Genomic DNA, 17,715 nt, shown 5'->3' on the forward strand with positions numbered 1-17,715 from the left:
ACTATCGTCCTATTGGAATAAACGTATTAAAACGAAGAACACCATCGTTCATAATCTGCCAAGTTGAATCCAGTTGCAAAGCCCCATTTGGCCCTTGAAGGAAAGAACTTCTCGTTTGAAAAAATGCTCTTTCTCCATTCGGAAGAACCTTAGAGAACTCACTTGTAATCCTATACGGATCGTTAGCAGCACCAAAAAAATGCCCCTTAATTAGAGAACGCCCTGCTTCATTATCAAAAATTCCTATGCGATTGAGCTGCTGCATATTTTCAATTGATCGAGCTGTATTATGCGCCCCTGAGGTTACATTTCCAAACATATAATCGTATTTGCCTGGATCGATTTGGACGATTGCCCTACCAGCATCATCGGCATACGTTGCACCGCGAAGCATCGATGTCGCTGCGGCTTTTGCAAATGACGTCAATCCAAATCCAGTGCCTATATCGAAGGCGAAGTCACCAAGCCAAGTGTAGGCTGCGTAGGTGACTTGAAGCCATTGTTCATTATCTGGCGCAAGTGCTTTGAATACCGCATTGGATGCCTGGAAATTGTTTCTGAAGTCAGCCAATTCCTGAGTAAAACCTCCTTCAATGATGCCACCCTGCATGGGATCGCCAGCTCTGGTCGGCTGAACCCCCAAAGAGTTGAGAATTACATTTACTGATTGCCTTGGAAGACCGCCAATAATTTCAGTAACTTCGGCATAACTGGAATCAGAACTAAATCCATAGTGTTCTAACACATCACCTACAGTGAGGCCCGAGCTGTCACCCGCCGAAAAACCTGACGTTAGTGCGTAAGCCTGTTGTATCGTGAAGTTGCTATTGGCATTTAGCTCTTCAGCAGCTTGCCAATCTGCTTTAGCCTCTGGCGAGCCGTATAGAAGCTGGTCAATAAGTGAGAAGCTTTGCTGAGTCGGATCACCCGGAGAATTTGCATCAGGCTTTGTGCGATTGGCCCCGCGTCCAGTCGGATCAACAAGATTAATGGGATCACCGTTGGCATAATTATATAGATCCATGCTTGCTTCATGCCCCAGTGGGTCGGGCGAGAGGAAGCGTCCGCTCTGCGGATCATAGGGGCGCGCCCCCATGTGGACATACCCAGTTGGGTCCAGACGATAGCCCCGCCAGAGGTGTGCCTCGACAAGGTTCGTCGTGGTGGCGGCATCATTCGTATCGCCTAGGACCTTCCAGGTCATGCCCGGACGCGGACCATAGCCCGCGAGCAGCGCATCGTTCCACTGTAGTGTATCGTCGCCGGACTCGACCTCGATCCAGGCCACGACATGGCCGAAGAAATCCCCCACCGGCACGGTTATGTCATCGGTCTGCGAATCAATGATCGCTTCCAACCCGCCGATGCCCTGCAAGCCGCCGTAGCCGCCATTGAGATCAGGGCCGTAGATCTTCCAAATCATCGGCGCGTCATTGATTGATACGCCGATTTCCAGGAACTGGACCGTTGGGTCATACAGGGATTCCAGTTGGAAGACGCCGCTAGATTGCGCAACATTGGCGACCACCGGTATCTGCTGAGTCTTCACTCGGCGGCCCGCGCCATCGAAGACTGCCACAAAGTCTTCGCCATCACCATTGACATCCCGCGTCGCCACCTTGAGCAAGTTCCCGCGCACGTCCCAGGTAAATGTCTGCGTCAGCACGACCGAACCGCCGCTGAGCCAGCTTCGCTGCGTAGTGAAGCCCGCATCATCGTAGGTCGACTCGATGAAGCTATCCGAGGCGTAGGGCGAGCTGGCGCCGATACTAAAGTCCTGCGAAGCTGTCTGTGCATAGTCGCTGGCCGGGTGGCCCGCACTCGCTTGTAGACGGTAGTCGCCCGACGGCAAGTCCAGCGAGGCGCTCCAGGCCCCGGTTGGGTCGCTGGAGTCGAACTTCACCTGATTGATCGTTTGTGTGCTCGTGACTGATCCGCCGGCGCCACTGAGCGTCTCCAGAGATAAGGACAGATTGGCCGCCCCCTGCGCCACGCCGGCGATGTCCACCGCGAGCCCATCCAGAGACTCCTGCTCCATGCGGAAGAAGGGGTCGAGCTGCCCATTAGGAATCGCCCAGCGATCCGTCACCGAGCTGTCATCCGAAGCCTCGACAGCGATCAGCACGCCCATTTTATCCGCATCAAAGCCGTAATGGAGCGTTTCGAGCTGACCCACGGTCGTGGAATACGTCTCGGAGGTTAACTGGCCGCGGACGTTGTAGACGTAGCGGCGGGCGTCGTCGCCGGTTTCGCTCCAAATCGCGCCGCCCCCGGCAAAATTACCATACCGCTCGGCGGCATACTGCTCCAGCTTGCTGTCCTCCCGCCAGGTTAAAGACTCGTTAAGGACGTCCGTTATGCCGGGCACGCCTAACGCCTGCACCGACGTATCTAAAACCCTGCCCCGCAGATCGCGCTTGAGGACTTCGACGGTGGTCCAAGGATTCGTGCGACTCAGCAGCAAGCCATTGGCGCCATACTCGAAGCTGAAGACATTGTTCGCGGCGATCTTTTCCGTAACGGTCGCCAGACGGCCATCGGCGTGGTACCCGTAATCGACGATTGAGCTTCCACTGTGATCGAGGCCGAGCCGTCGGCCCGCTGCGTCGTAGGCCAGTTCAATTTTACCCGTGGACTGACTCATGACGAAGGTTTCTTCATGCTTCAGGCGGCTATAGCCATCGTATGCGCGCTCGATGACCGTGTCTTCAAGATTCGCATTTTCATAATCCGTCGAACACTCGATCAGGTTGCCACGCAGGTCATAGCGGTATAGCTTACTTAGCCCTTCGATGCCAGTCGCGCCATTCATGTCCATCTGCAAAGGACGGCCAAAGGCGTCGTAGGAAGCCATTTGGGTCGTTTGCTGTCGCAGGACATCGTTGACCGTCTTGGGCATACCCGCCGTCCAAGCCGCCTGGGATGCATAAAAGTCGTAGGTGAAGTGACGGGAAGTCTCACCCTGGTTAGTCAGCTTCTCTTCAATTAAGCGTCCAAAATGGTCGTAAGCGGCATTCCAGGTCAAACCGCCTGGCATGATCCGCTGCGAGACAAGGCCCAAGTCATTGTAGCGCAACTCAGTCATCGCGTCATCGGGGAGGATGGATTTAACCAGACGGCCCAAGCCATCATACTCAAAATTGGTATTCTGGCGCAATGGGTCTTGGGCGGTGATTAAGTTGCCGTTCTTGTCATAGGTGTTGATCGCGTATTCGTAGGCAACTGGGTCTTCCAAGTCATCCTCGATCATCCAGCTCAGCACGACCTGTCCGCGCGTGTCAGTAAACACGCGCTGACGCGTTTGGACATCCGCGTCGGATTCATTCAACCCGGATATGGTTTCAACCCACTGGTGGTTGGGATCGTAGCGGTACTCGACCTGGTTAATCACGTTCTCGCTGACATCGAGCGACTCAGTTTTGAGCGTCCGTCCCAAAGAGTCTGAGTAGCTGCGAACGCTTTCCCCAAGCGCATTGGTCGCAGTCACGGTCAGGCCGTAATTTCCATAGTCGTAGGTTGTGCTCTGCGCTGGGTAATCCGATCCTTCCGCTGGGGGACCCGAGGCAGACAACACGCGCCCCAATGCATCGTAAGTGCTGGTGCTGACGTAGCCCTCCAAGTCGGTTTGGCTGATTGCGTTTCCTCGGCTATTGGCCTCAACGACGACAACGCCGAGACTCTTTCCGCTGGGGTCAAAGAATTCTTTCTGGGTTTCAAGCCCAGTTGCACCCTGATTGTAATACGTCAGCCAGTAGGCCTTGTTCGGTAGGATTTCTTTTCTTAGACGACCATCCAAGTAATATTCCTTCTTCATGACTGAGCCAGCAGGAGATTTGGCCCAAATTAGCGCACCATCATCATTGTAGGAAGCTTCCGCCACGAGTCCACCCTGACTAAAGGTTCGGGTGACTTCACCGCCAGGCTCGTATTCGAATTCGTCAAAATGCATTAGCTGCTCGGTGCCGCCATCGTAATGCTCAATACGCGTCACCTGACCAATTGAGTCGTACTCCATGAGTGAATAGTTCCCATTGGGGTCCTTGGTTTGGAGCAGATTGCCAAACCCATCGTAACGATACTGAGTGATGGCCTGGCCGAGGTAGTATTCAGAATAAGGCGCCGTTTCCACACCTGAACCGTCAGGCGACGCTTCACTTAGCCAGGTAATTTGTGAACTGAGCCTACCAGCATGATCATAGATGTTCTGAACGTAGTCCTGAACTTCCTTTCGGGGACCGTCGACCCAACTGACTTCACCGTTCTGATTGTAATAAGTCCGCGAACTTGCAACTGACTTCACAGGATCAGAAGCAAAGAAATGATCTTCAGTCAATTGCCGCCCCATGTCATCATAGGTGAAACGGGTTTCGTTGCCTGATTGATCGATAACTTTAACTACTTCACCACGACGATTCACCTCAAAGGTGGTGACGATGTCGTTGTCTTGATCCGCCGACACTGCGCCTCCACTGGTCGTCGGATTCGCATAGGCGATGGATGACACCGGAAAGCCCCAGGCGTTATTTTCATATTCAATCACGCTGCCATTGGCCAAGTAGATGTCCGCCCCGCTGACAACGCGCTCCAACAAACCGTTGGCAAAGCGATCACCATCCGTGACACTCTCGTATTGATAAGAATCCAGGGATAGCAACAAGCCGTTGGCGATTGCTTCACCGTCGATGTTCCCACCTTTAAAATAGAGGGTGAACCAAGGTAAGTATTCTTGATCAGCGCCGCTGTGATAGCCGTAGACAGTTGACAAACGATCTTCCTCTGGCGTCTCAAGAGGACCGGTCTGGACTACCGGCAAATCTTGATCGTTGTAGACGGTCTGGCTAGTCCTCTGGTCAAGAACGCCATCTCCAGTAAATTCGCCTATCTGCTGAACCTGAACTGGGTTGCCCCGTGAATCATACTGGTAGTTCGTCACCACACCTCGTTTATTCGTTCTTTGCTCAATGCTTCTCGGGAAATAGCCAGTCTTTGCCTCCTCCCCTGGCATAAACCAATCCGTAAGGATTTCTTGCCCCAAGGTATCTTCAATCTTCGTGATCAGGCCATCTGTGTACTCGTAGAGAGTGTAGTTTGCGCCAGGATTTGCAGCCGGATCATTAAAGACGTCATAAACTTTTGTTGATCCGGTAATGGGGTTGGGGCTAGCTGTGGTGTGATCGTAAGCGTAAGTGGCAATGCGCAGCAATTCCCCATTTTCGCCAACTGTTGACTCCTGACTCACCACGCGACGTTCATCATCGTAGGTATTGACCAAGGTGCGTCCCTCGGGCTTGAGAATACGATCAATCAAGTGGTCGGAGTAGTAGCCTCCCGGTCTATAAACTCCGTAGTAATCATCAATCGTACCAATTCCAGTGCCTTGTGTCCCATGAAACCAGATAAATCGCTGTAAGCCATCATCAAGAGCATTCGCATCGTCATCAAGACCAATAGCGTGAAACTCTGCCTCGATTGAGTTAGTGAATTCGAATCGAAGTAATGTATTCTCAGTTACTGTATAACTACTTGGCAGAGCTACAGATTTCCACGAATTTCCCTGTATATAGAGTTCAACTCCGTCCGTAGTAACAACATTGCCATCCGCATCCCTAGCCTCAAGAGTTTGAGTGTAGACATCAGTTCCACTAGTGTCCACACCGTAACTTTCAACTAAAGTTACGTCAAAGCTTAACGTCACACCATTCTCGATACCTGTGTCGCTTTCGTAAATGGTGACATTTCGAAACGAACCGTCCGCATAGTCCGGATTCGGAGTCGTATCGTAATCACAGACAAAAACAACACGATCCATATCACCCTGATAATACTCACCTACTGGAAGAGTGATGGTTTTCCATACCCAGTCTTCACGCCCATATTCATATTCGATTTCAGAGTGATCCGGCAGAGTTACTTTTACCAGGTCTCCGTAACCATCATACTCATATGTTACGCGTCTAGAATCACTAGTGAAGGCTTCCGAGATACGAAGATAACGGTCATAACGCAACCCCAACCAATTGCCGTTCGAACCCAGAATCTTCTTAATTCGACCGTAGCCAGATCGAGTGTCATCTTCTTCATAATAAAAAGACAGGGTATTTCCTCGATTGTCTTTCCACAATCCAAGGTATGGCCTTTCGCGATTAATCGTTGTTTGGCTGCCTACGATGGGAAAGGATCGCACATAAAATTCCCGGACTGAACCTCCGCGCCCATACAATGTGTAGACAAAGACAGATTCGTCGACTCCATCACCATCAATGTCCCGATTTAGCGTAGTCTGCGACTTCTCAATATACTGAGCATAGTAATTCGCGTTTGCTCCCATCCCCCTGCTACTATCGTTTGAAAAGCCTGGGTTTTTCTCGGTCGAAACATACCATTTCCCATCGGTGTCGTCTTTTTCGTAAACGACAACCGTTCCGTTCATTTCACCTGCGTACACATACTCTTGATCATCATCCGTATCCTTATCGGTAAATGTAAGGTCGAAATTGAAATTTGAGTTCCAGCCATATCCGAAAACTCCTGGTAAAGGGTTTTGGCTAGAATAATTGCGGCGAAGCTGGATAGGAAACGGGCCACTCAAAGTTAGATCGACGGCATCCTCAAAAAACTCGCCGGACACCACATCAACCGGATCGCTAACCGAGGAGTTATTATTGTCCTGGGGGTTTGTCACTGGAGTGCTAAGACCAGTATCTCGATTCTCCAAGGCAAGCTGTTCAACATCTGAGTCAGCATCAGGTGATTGTGCTCCCGCAGTAGCTTGTGTGGAATTCATCACGTTATCAGCAACCTCAACATCAGAAGGAGGTATTTGAGCTGAATTGAAGTCGCCACCCTGATCCGCTTGAGCAGCAAAGTATGCAATTGTTTGCTCTCCTTGAGCATTGATTGGAACAAGCTGACCGTCTGAATTAACGGTTACCCCATCTACCACTTCGAGATACTCCAATTGCTCAGGAGTCAAACCGCCTTTTGCTATATCGACGTTAACAGGGCTCGTAATATAACCACCAAAAGCCCCACTATATGAAATCGGAGCTAAACCAGAGGCATAAATACCATTTCCCGCGTTTATATTCCCTGGAGTTGAATAGGTCACAGCATAATCTGACCATGGGTCACTAGCAAAGATCGCAGAAACATGCGGCCACAGTGGTGAAGTGTCTAAATTATACTGACTTCCAATGCTCCCCCAGTTATCAGCATCCAATATTTGGATACCTGATCCGTTCCCGGCTCGTTTATATTGCTCAGCAAGTTGTAGCAACCTCATTGTTGAGTACGAATACTCAGTATTCCAAAACTCCCTCAAGATATAGTGTTCTGCCGCAGAGCCCTGTGCAGCATTCATAATGAAGAAGTCACGCATTGCATGCGTCCTAGTCGTCAGCAGGTCCGGACGTGAAGTACCATTGGAAGAAACTCCTAATCCATAACTAAATATATTAACTTCAGGCCAAACTGGATCCGATTCACTATTTAGCTTCAGTCCAAAAGTCGCCTGTCCTGTAAATGAGATTAAATTTACTTTGTGATATATGCGGTTTAAAATGTCAAATTCTGACTCGTACTGGAAATATCTAAGTCCCTGCAAATGCAGTTTCATACCATATGAGACGTCCTTAGGGGCCGTATCGTAATCCAAACTGCTGCTAGCTTGAAAGCGATCAAATTCCTTGAATCTTGAATCAACCATCTCCCTACCAACCAAGCCGTTCCTAAATACCAAGCTATAATAGCCCGGTGTGTAGCCCCAGCCGTTACGAAACAGCCTACCTCGATCTTGCAATTCCGCGCTAGTGCTCTGGCTAAAGAGAAATGAGTTCCAAAAGTTTTGATCATAAAACGCGTCAGTATAATTATTCAATCGTAGCGCACTAGCATTCCGTTGATCTCGTCTTTCAATAACACTGAGGTAAATGGTCGAATCGTCTTCGACAGTAACGGTTGCGAGATGCCGCTTTGACCAGCTATCAAAGACGTCAGCGGCATCAAACTCGCTTCCGTCGTCCCAAGACCATTCTCTATCCGTAGATGGTTTTGTTTTCGCCACTGGTAATGATTCAGGGGTGCTAAAGCCGGTATAGTTACTATAGTGCCCAGCATAGTAGGATAGATCAGGTGCGTCTCCAGATTCGTAGAACGGTAGAAAATCACCCAATATACAGGTCAATTCATCTCCAACATATTCAAAGTAGATGGTTCGATTCAGTAAGTCGCAAATCGGCAATTCTCCTACCTCAAGATAGACATGCTGGGCATCGTTTGTGTCCTCAACATCTTCTTGATCCCTAAACTGAATGTTAATGGTATCAAAAGCCTCATATCCCAACTCCTTAAGGCTTTCATAAAGTGTGCTGATTTTTTCAATGGATAGTGGTTGCGGAAATGCGCTCCAATCCTCGTAGAAATGAGATCGATTTCTAACAATATTCCCAATGTCATCTAAGGATATGCTACTATCCTCTTCAGCTAGCTTTTGCTCCAAAAACTTTGGCCATAATACAAGTGGCTGGTCGTAACCCAGGCCCAAAGATTTGTTATAGGAACCATCTTCTGATTGCATGACGCCAAGGTTCCCATTTTCACCAGGTGCTGAATGAACAAAATCATAGAGCCATTCCGAGGCGTTAGAATATTCATCAGGCATCTTATCGTATAGGTCGTAGCCCTCAATTACTTCTATATCCTTGAGCCACGGGAACAGGTGAACTAATCTCCCTTCAGACTCGATGTATGCGACGACCCAAGGGTAATTAATCGGAATCATCGAAGTCGTCCTCGCAGTGTTCTCCAATTGGGTGACAACCAAATTGCTAAATTGATCGACTGATAAGAAGAGGGAATCTTTTTCTGGAAAAACATAACCACACGGTATCCCACAGTAGCGCAATATGTAGACCATTAAAGCGCATTGATCGACTGGTGAGCCACTTCCGTACAAATAGGTTGTGACTGCATTCTGCCTTAAGCCACCGATAGACACACTAGCCCGGTTAAAATCATCCTCAACTTGATCTCCCCAACTTAAATAATCGCTCAAGCCGATATTGTTCTGAACAAAATTAGCTAAGACCAGTGGATCACATTCATTATCCTCAATAAACTGATCTAGAACTGGATGACGGCGTAATTCTGGACTTTCAAATAGAGATGACGCCAGCTTTGCGTTGGAAGCTCCATCCAAGTCATGTAAATATGATTTCAGATTATCAATATCATTCTGCGTATCCAAACTCACAGAACTAGCATTTTGATACTGAAGCATATACTCACCATCGGAATCGAACTGAAAGCCGACAAATGAGTTAAGCTCATCTTGGCTCAATCCTTGGTAGTGCGGAGGCATTGGCACCTGGCTAAATACCGGCTTAACTCCAACTCCATACCAGTGCGGTCTATCTGAAAAAGAAAAGGCATACAAAGGATTGTGAACAGCTTCTTCCACGCCGTTCTCGTCACGGTAGACCATTGCCGAATACCATTCATGAGTATCCCACTCTTGAAACCATCCTCTCGCTGAAACGATATAGAGATAACGATCACTGGTTGCCTTGTGGTCTAAAACAAGAAATTGGGTAAATTCTGTGTCATTCTGGGTGCCAGTGCCACCACCAGAAATGTTCTTGTTTGACCCACCCCATTCGTGAGGTGGCATCACCTTAATTCTAGTATAAAGATCCCAATCAGGAACATTGACCTCAATAGAATTACCTGAAATTAGCGCATCTCTCCAATCAACCCAGAACTTGTGATTATTGCCTTCTGAATCAAATTCGTATTCAGGTCCAGAAAGGAACTCATCGACAAGAATATTACCAGCAATCTCCTGGGTTTCACGGTCGATTACTGTAATTTTGAAACCGAAATCTGAAATGTAGTATTCAACAGTCGGAACTCTATATTTTATAAAATACTCCCAATTGTACCGCGTCCGATTCAACACCGTAACGCTGAGCGGCTCCGCACCTTGAGGGATAAACGCCAAACAGTTATTAATGTTTAGCGAGTTTGCTGGACGCCATATAGCCTTTTCTCCATAGGTATTAGTAGATGTGGTCTCGACGACATTACGTATCTCCCCAGTATGCAGACCGAAAGAATAATAGTTTTCGGTATAAAGCGGTGAAGCGCCAAATAATTGACCAAAAAAAGCAATGGGGCCATCACTGGGTATATCATGATCTCTAGTAACTGCACTGTAATGAAAGTATCCTGAATTCGAAGTCTCCTCTTCAACGATTGGAGCAATGCCCGTTTGACCATCGAGTGGGACAATAAATGAATTTTTGCTTTGGAGAAAGCCGCTGCCTCTGATGTAGTGCAATGAATCTTGGGATTCGAACAACTGGCAGACTGACAATGACCACACCGCAGGCATCCCTGTTTCACCAGGAGCAAGTGTCAACTTACCATCAACGACATCTACAATCGCCACCAAGCCATCTGTGTCATCGAATTGGTCATAGCCGTATGACTGACCTTCAATCGACAGCTCGCCAAAGTTGTGGTCATCCAGGAAATCAGTACTGTAAGGTATCGTTACAGAATACCGACCTGGGGGAACTTCTATTTCCCAAATATTTTCATAGCCAGCCTCATCGCGCAGTAATAGTCCAGTTTCATTCAGAGTGACGTTACTTGAGGCGCCGGCCGAAAAATCTAGCACTTCATCATTCTGACGCCTCCAGCCGTAATGGATGCCGGAGCCTCTCAGACCGAACGCCAACCCGACGTCAGCCTCGTAATCTACCGGCATGCCAGCTGAGCTGTAGGTATCGCGCGTTTGAAAATTAACTGAACAGAAAAAACCTGAAGATTGAATACTGAATGGGGCGATCTCAGTGGCATCGCCGTCAGTATTTATGACCAGAGCGGTGAAGTCATTTAAGCCCGTGCTCACACCCCCAATATCAAACTTCAGTTCTACATCATCCACCAACCACTCACTGTCTCTCTGATCGACACCAAAAACTAAATCCCTAACGCCTTTATTCCGATATGTGGATGCATACCCACGCACCTCGTATTCACTCCACACATTATCATTTTCGATCATCCCGCTAGTTTGAAAAACGCCGTCGCGATAAACTTCAACATCGCGATGAAATCCAACATTGTCTTCATCGTACGCATACACCCAACTGTAATAGCCACTGCCAACTTCTAAATGGCCATTTCCTGATAACTTTTTAGCCTTAAATTTGATTACGTAGTGCGTTTTGGGGATGAGAATGTTTCTTTTGACGATCCAATTCAAAAACCAAAATCGAATAGTGCTGCTCACGTTGCCTTCCTTATCAGAAGCGCTAGGCCATTTCGCCGGAGCGTTGTTTTCGATGGATATACACTGGGACCCCGTGCTGCCAGGCGGTAAATCGTTGCCAGGAAATGATCGAATGATCCACCCACTAGGCGCATAACTTTCAAGCCACTTAATCCAATTAATGTCATAGCCATAAGTATTCACGTCAGTCGCGATTTCGAAGTCTCCATTCAATACGGATCCTCCTATAATAGCTCCCGCGCCCAAATCAGGTTGAAACCTGACGGGAGCCAGTGCTGTCGCCTCACACACCCAGTCGCCGTTTGCATCCAGCTCACCATAACCGATTGGAATGTCTCGCTGAAAAAACTCGACCCTACTCATCGAACTTGAGCTAGTGACATCAGCAGATATGAGCAGGGGTGAACCTGCTTGAATCATGGTTAAATCATCAATTTCACGACTGTACAGCTTAACTGAGTCTACGTAAAAAAAGCCTCCCACTGGCGCATCATCCAGCAATATCTGGACACGCCCATCCGAAGACAGGTCAGTTGTGATAATGCCAGAAGTCTTGATCAGAAACCATTCATCGAATGCAACCAAATCGTTATTGGAAACACCTGGCGCATCATACAAACCGCTATCAAACGGCTGAATGTAAAAATCGCCCCAGTTTGAAATGTATGCAGAGTCGCCAGTCTGACCTGATGGGATATACACCATAGCTTCTAATATATATGACTTCCCATCCGTTGGAATGAGCTCATCTGACAAAAGCGAGCAAGCGCCTGATGTTACGCCCGTATATTCAACCTTTAGAGCGTGATCTGCTCTATATGCTACAACTGAAGAAATATTTTGCGTACAGCTATTTTGCGTCGCCCAAACTAAATTGTTGATTTCAAAATCGGAGCGCTGCTCATCTATCAGATTGGGTGGACTAGCCAATTGCACTTGGAAGTCATTGATCGAAATATCCGCAATTGCGCTCAATACTGAAGCCCAAATGAATAGGATTATAAGAGTTTTTAATCTCATTGTAATTTAAAACATTAAGAAAGTGAGTTGAGCGCTGATGATCAGCGGATTCATATGAAGTGGCTCATATGAAGTGCGCGTCGCTTCTCCTAAAGCATCTCGTTTGCGATTGGTGATATGATCGCGAGGGTTATGTCATCACTCAGCGATAAGTCATTCGGGTCATCTGTCGTTAATAAGCTCCCCGATTCTTCTAATTCCCAATCATCCAAAATCCCATCGGAATCACGATCGCTCAGAATACCATACCGAGCTTCATAGCTTTGCGTTAAAGCGATGATTTGGTCATGCGTTAGCTCCCGGTCAAAATAGAGAATTTCCAGAAATTTGGCGCCAAGCGGAGTGGAAGCTGAATCGCCAAACTTCAAACCACTGCCGAAATTTGCGGCCCCAACATCAGCCATTTGACCGACCAGTACGCCGTTCTTGTAAATGTATCCACCCTCACCCTGAGCATCGTAGGCGATGATGAAAACGTGCCACAGGTCACTTTCAAACAGGTCTGAAGGCAACTGCCCATTTTGACCATCGTAGGGGAAGAGAAAGTTTGCACTGCTTCCTTCAAAATACAAATTGCCGCTGGATACAGCACGACCTCCGACAGTTGCGCTGCCGTATGCTTCTAAAGAAAATTGAAGCTGAGCTGAATCGGCTCCCAGCAATGCCATGCCAGACTGCCCCGATGGCAACGAAGTAGGGCAAAAAGCCACAATTAGTGTAAAGTCGCCTTGCGCACCGTCGATACCAGTCGTCTTCAGCATGTCATTGACACCGTCAAAATTCACCAAATCTACACCACCCGGACCATTAGCTGAAATCGCAGGGCGTTCATCTGCTTGCTCTGGGAGTAAGTCGTTCTCAAAACCAGATTGATCTTCCCAGGCGTCAACAGGATCACCGACGAGGCCAAATAAGCTCGATACAAATAAAATCGCTCCATCAATAATCCCGTCACTATCAGAATCCCAAGCGAGCGGATTTGTTCCTAATGCAGATTCTGCTTCGTTACTTAGACCATCTCCATCATAGTCGAGGTAGAGGTGCGAATCACTGATTACGGCGTTTGATCCGAAGTATTGGTATTCCCAATCATCCGCGATACCGTCTCCGAATATTTGTAAGTCCCAGTCAATGATTTCGGCGTCGACACTCCCCGCACTAAAAGACGACAAATCCCAACTAAACAAGTATTTTGTCTGTCCCACTAAGGCAAGGTCTGCATTCGTTACCGTGGAGTCGTCTAGCCACGGATAATGCGGGGAATTGTCAACAATTCCTTGCGACATATCCGTTTCATCTAAATGCATACCAGCAGGCCAACCTCCATTAGCGGTTGTCTCGCTAAATCCCAGTGCTGCAAGTCTTCGGTAATACAAATGACTTACATTCTTTAACTGCCCTAAATTTACTGCAGATAAATTTTCAGGAGTCACCGTGACAAAACTATCAACAAGATTATTAATATCATCTCCAGCACCGCCTACATCGATATAGAGAGCATCCAATTCATCTCGCGCTTTGCTGGCAAAAAATTTCAATTGCCCCAATAAAAGTGGTGAGTAGTTGCCCTCCTCCCCTGGTTGACCGCCTGAGCCTAGTTTCGTGACATCGACCAAACTATCTGCGGAATCAGCATCATACCACCATTCGGGGTAATAGGTTGGCCAATTAGTGGGCACATTAGCGTGCAAAGAGGAGCATGCCATACTAAGTAGGCATAATTCCCACCATCCTGTTACTTTTGGGTTCAAATTCATATAATCATATAAACAAGCTAAATCCAGGTCAGTGAATACAGAGATTTTGCGTCTTTACTCTGCTGTGAATGGCCCCATTTGGATATCTCCCGAATGCTCATCGGCGATGAAAGTAGATGCGTAGATCGCTTTTTTAACGCTTACATCCCCTGTCTCATAAACGATAAGGGCATTGCTGCGTTCCTCGGGATCGCTCGCAACCCCATTACCGTTTCCAACAACGAGCACTCGAGCTGGTTCACCTGATACAGTGGTTGTATCGTTGTAAGCTCCTATAACTATTTGATAGTCCTGATCGTTGATTAAACCACGACCAATGGTCTGCGTCAGCCATGCCGAGTTGACTACATAGTTATTATATCCAATTGCCTGATTAGCATAGCCGTAAACTGTATTGTGCATACCAAGTGCAATGTTGTTCGTATAGGATACGGTGTTAGCGTATCCAATCGCAGCCAGGACATCGTCTTCATTACCGGTACTATTTAGTTCACCAAAAACAAACACTGTCTCATTCTCTTCTCCGATATCGTTAGCTTTTCCAACAACGAAGACGTTTTGATTTGAGCCATCCATAGTGTTATTATTTCCAATGGCACCATTGTAAGCACTATCCACCGTGTTATTGCTTCCTATGTTTAACGATGTGTCGACAACTACACCCTCTGTAGTAGACACCAAAATAAAAGTAGCTAGCGCAAGTGAAGTGTTTAATTTACAGGTATTCATTATAGATTTTAGTTAAAATTCACTACCGATTCGCTTGCTCATTGAGGAGAGCATCTAATTGACGAATATGCTCTTGCGGTGAAAGGTGCTGATTGTAGATGGCGGCGCGTTGAAGTTGAAAAAGAGTAAACTCTGATCGAATAATCATTGCTTTAGGTGAATCACTGCGATTGGGATCAGGCCCGCCAAATTTGTTACGGTTTTGTGCGATAAATAGGTCCACTCGTTTAATCTGCTCCTGCGGCGTCTGTGAACTATCAATAATGTCGGCATAAGCGCGAAAAAGGCCTTCAAGTTCCCGCTCATCTTGGCTCATCTCCGCTAGCCCGGCGAGCCGTCGATCAGAAATAGCAAGCAGGTCCACCTTATCGGTCTGTGAATGAGAAACGATTTTCAGGAAAAGTTCTTTCTGCGCCTCTACAGCAGTGTCTATTTGGCGGATATGCTCCTCAGGGGATAGCTCAAGGGCGAATATGCGATTTAACTCGCCTACCATCTGTTCATTGTAATTCTTTTTGACGATACGCGAATCCGCTAATACCATGGCTTGCTCCGAGGTAGTAGACTCAACTTCATCCGTCATGGGCTCTACTGAAGAAACTGCCTGAGCCTCTATACAAATACCCAGCAAAGCCCCCAATAGGAAAGTTGAGCATCGTGTTACGAGGTTAGACAGACTTAAATGCATCGAGCCAAAACACCGTACCGGAAACTTACTAGCGAACAATACGCAAAAATACCTAGCTATACCTTTCATAACTATTCCGTGATTAACATTGACCAATACAGACCAAACTGAAGCGGTCAAGGATAATAACCAGTTTATTTATAACCAACGACAAGAAAATAATTGTGACGTTTTTGTGACATTTTATAAATTCCCGTCTTTAAGCAAACTAACTTCAGCAAAACCATTCCAGGGAACCGACTTTGCCAAGTAGGCGCCTTCCCGAGCAACTCATCGCCATAACAGACGCAGTTGCACCCACCCTGCCCCGCAGTAACGCGGGTTTGATGTAAAAAAGAAATAGTGGCTCAAGCTCAAGCGTCCTCCCCCGCCAGCCGAAACTATGCAGCGATTGCCTTAGGCAAACTCTCAAAACCAATCACAAAACATGCTCCGTATTGCAGGCTCCGATTAATACTCTTGCATGATCTAAACTACCTTCGGTCGCCTGCTTTCCCGGCCAAGCGGGAAAGAATCGTGCCATCCCTGCGCTTCTAGCCGTCAAGGTCGTGTTTGGGCGCCCGCTTGTGCAGCTTAGTCGGCTCCGCACCTCGCTTCCGCGCTTAAAGCGCAAAAACCTCCACCTGGACTGCGGCCCAAAGGCCATCGCTCCGGGAACGCTTTCGCGTGCGCTCGCCGCTTGGCAGGGAAAAACAGGCGAACCAACAACGGGAGCCGTAACCAAAGGAGCATAACCATGAAACAATCCAAATCCGCTTATGACCGCGTAACTGAGCGCATCATCGATCTACTTGAACAGGGCGTTTGTCCATGGCGTAGGCCGTGGCAGACATTGAACATTCGCCCTCAGAACTTCTCATCGGGACATGAGTATTCGGGCGTTAACCTATTCCTGTTAAACGCGATGGGCTTTCAGGCTCCCCTTTTCATGACTTTCAAGCAGGTCAGGGACAAGGGCGGCCAAATCATTAAAGGCAGCAAGGGTTTTCCTGTCGTTTATTGGGGAACGATTCGCGTCGAGGACGAACACGCCAAAAGCGAAAAGAACCGCACCAAGGAAATTCCATTTCTAAAACATTTCACAGTATTTAACGCCGCGCAAATCGAAGGCATTGACTTTCCGACGCCGGAGCCTCCCAACCAGACGGAGTTCCAGCCCATTTTGGCTGCGGATCAGATTGTCACCCAATGGGAGGATCGACCTGAAATCCGGGAAGACCGTGGTCGAGCTTGCTATAACCCGTTGATTGATGTCGTGGAAATGCCCAACCGAAGCAGCTTCATCTCGCCGCAGGAATACTATTCGACGCTCTTCCATGAGCTGGGCCATTCAACCGGAGCCAAGCACCGACTGGCCCGAAAGTTCGGCAAACGTTTCGGCGATAATCACTATTCTCGTGAAGAATTAATTGCCGAGATGACCTCAGCATTCCTTTGCGCCGAATGCGGTATCGACAACAGCGTGATCGATAACCAGGCCACTTACCTGAGCGGGTGGATTAAGACGCTGAAGGGCGACAGCAAGCTGGTTGTCATCGCCGCCAGCGCTGCACAAAAAGCCGCCAATCTGATTCTGGGAAATGTGGAGACTGAGAGTAAAGCGGCATAGTTGATCTAAACCTTACAGGAGAAAGAGAGCCCCGGCCTGAAGCCGGGGCTTTCATTGTCGATCATTCTAATGGGCACTTCGCCAATCATTAGATATCCCGGAGGACGTTGAATACGGCATCTGCTGGACTCATGCCCTGTGACAAGTCACGATATATTCGATTGGCCGGCAGGCCGCTAAAAATCTTGCTGCGATTCTGCACACGGAATCGGTCCAGCCTGGAGCCAATTGAGGCGACGCGAATATTCTTGGTCGATTGATTCTTGGAATTTTGCATAATAATTTTGGGTTCACTAGGAAATACGTATCGAGCCAGTGGCTTTTCGGTCTGAATGCAATTTTCGGCTAAATAAATTGATCCGAATCCCGACTCAAGCGCGATGAGGCCATATCCGCTGCTGGTCAACCTGCCAGCGCGGTTTCCACCTACTAGCGGAGCCTCCGCGCTTCGATTGACTGCGGGCGCTGAGATATGGCGAGAGGAATCGCACGAGCCGGGAATCGGCTCAACAATACCAGCCAAAGGAGATTGCTCATGCCCACCAAACAGCATTCCGATGAACGATGTTCTCAACGAATTGTTAACCAATTTTTGCTATCGTGAACCCAAGGAGTA

6 protein-coding genes are annotated in these 17,715 nt (G+C 48.0%); 1 reads left to right on the forward strand and 5 read right to left on the reverse strand.

The annotated features are described in order from the left end of the window. Position 1: 1 nt before the first annotated feature. The 4 genes from RBB63_RS17090 to RBB63_RS17105 form a co-directional block, all read right to left on the reverse strand. A complete protein-coding gene (locus tag RBB63_RS17090) occupies positions 2-12,316 on the reverse strand; it encodes a DUF6531 domain-containing protein (RefSeq protein ID WP_309386201.1) in 12,315 nt (4,104 codons plus the stop codon). 89 nt (positions 12,317-12,405) lie between these two features. Then, positions 12,406-14,073 carry a thrombospondin type 3 repeat-containing protein gene (locus RBB63_RS17095; protein ID WP_309386202.1) on the reverse strand — a complete coding sequence of 556 codons (1,668 nt, stop codon included), beginning with the start codon at positions 14,071-14,073 and terminating at the stop codon, positions 12,406-12,408. 54 nt (positions 14,074-14,127) lie between these two features. Beyond that, a complete protein-coding gene (locus RBB63_RS17100) occupies positions 14,128-14,802 on the reverse strand; it encodes a hypothetical protein (RefSeq protein WP_309386203.1) in 675 nt (224 codons plus the stop codon). A 22-nt stretch (positions 14,803-14,824) separates the two neighbouring features. Next, positions 14,825-15,385, reverse strand: a complete 561-nt coding sequence (locus RBB63_RS17105) for a hypothetical protein (protein ID WP_309386204.1) — start codon at positions 15,383-15,385, stop codon at positions 14,825-14,827. 841 nt (positions 15,386-16,226) lie between these two features. Here RBB63_RS17105 and RBB63_RS17110 point away from each other — a divergent pair. Beyond that, a complete protein-coding gene (locus RBB63_RS17110; protein ID WP_309386205.1) occupies positions 16,227-17,099 on the forward strand; it encodes an ArdC family protein in 873 nt (290 codons plus the stop codon). An 88-nt stretch (positions 17,100-17,187) separates the two neighbouring features. Here RBB63_RS17110 and RBB63_RS17115 read toward each other — a convergent pair whose 3' ends face one another. After that, entirely contained in the window at positions 17,188-17,673 is a 486-nt protein-coding gene (locus RBB63_RS17115) for a hypothetical protein (protein ID WP_309386206.1), read from the reverse strand. Positions 17,674-17,715 lie beyond the last annotated feature (42 nt).

Origin of the sequence: Cerasicoccus frondis, assembly GCA_031296915.1 — a bacterium.
GTDB lineage: Bacteria > Verrucomicrobiota > Verrucomicrobiia > Opitutales > Cerasicoccaceae > Cerasicoccus > Cerasicoccus frondis.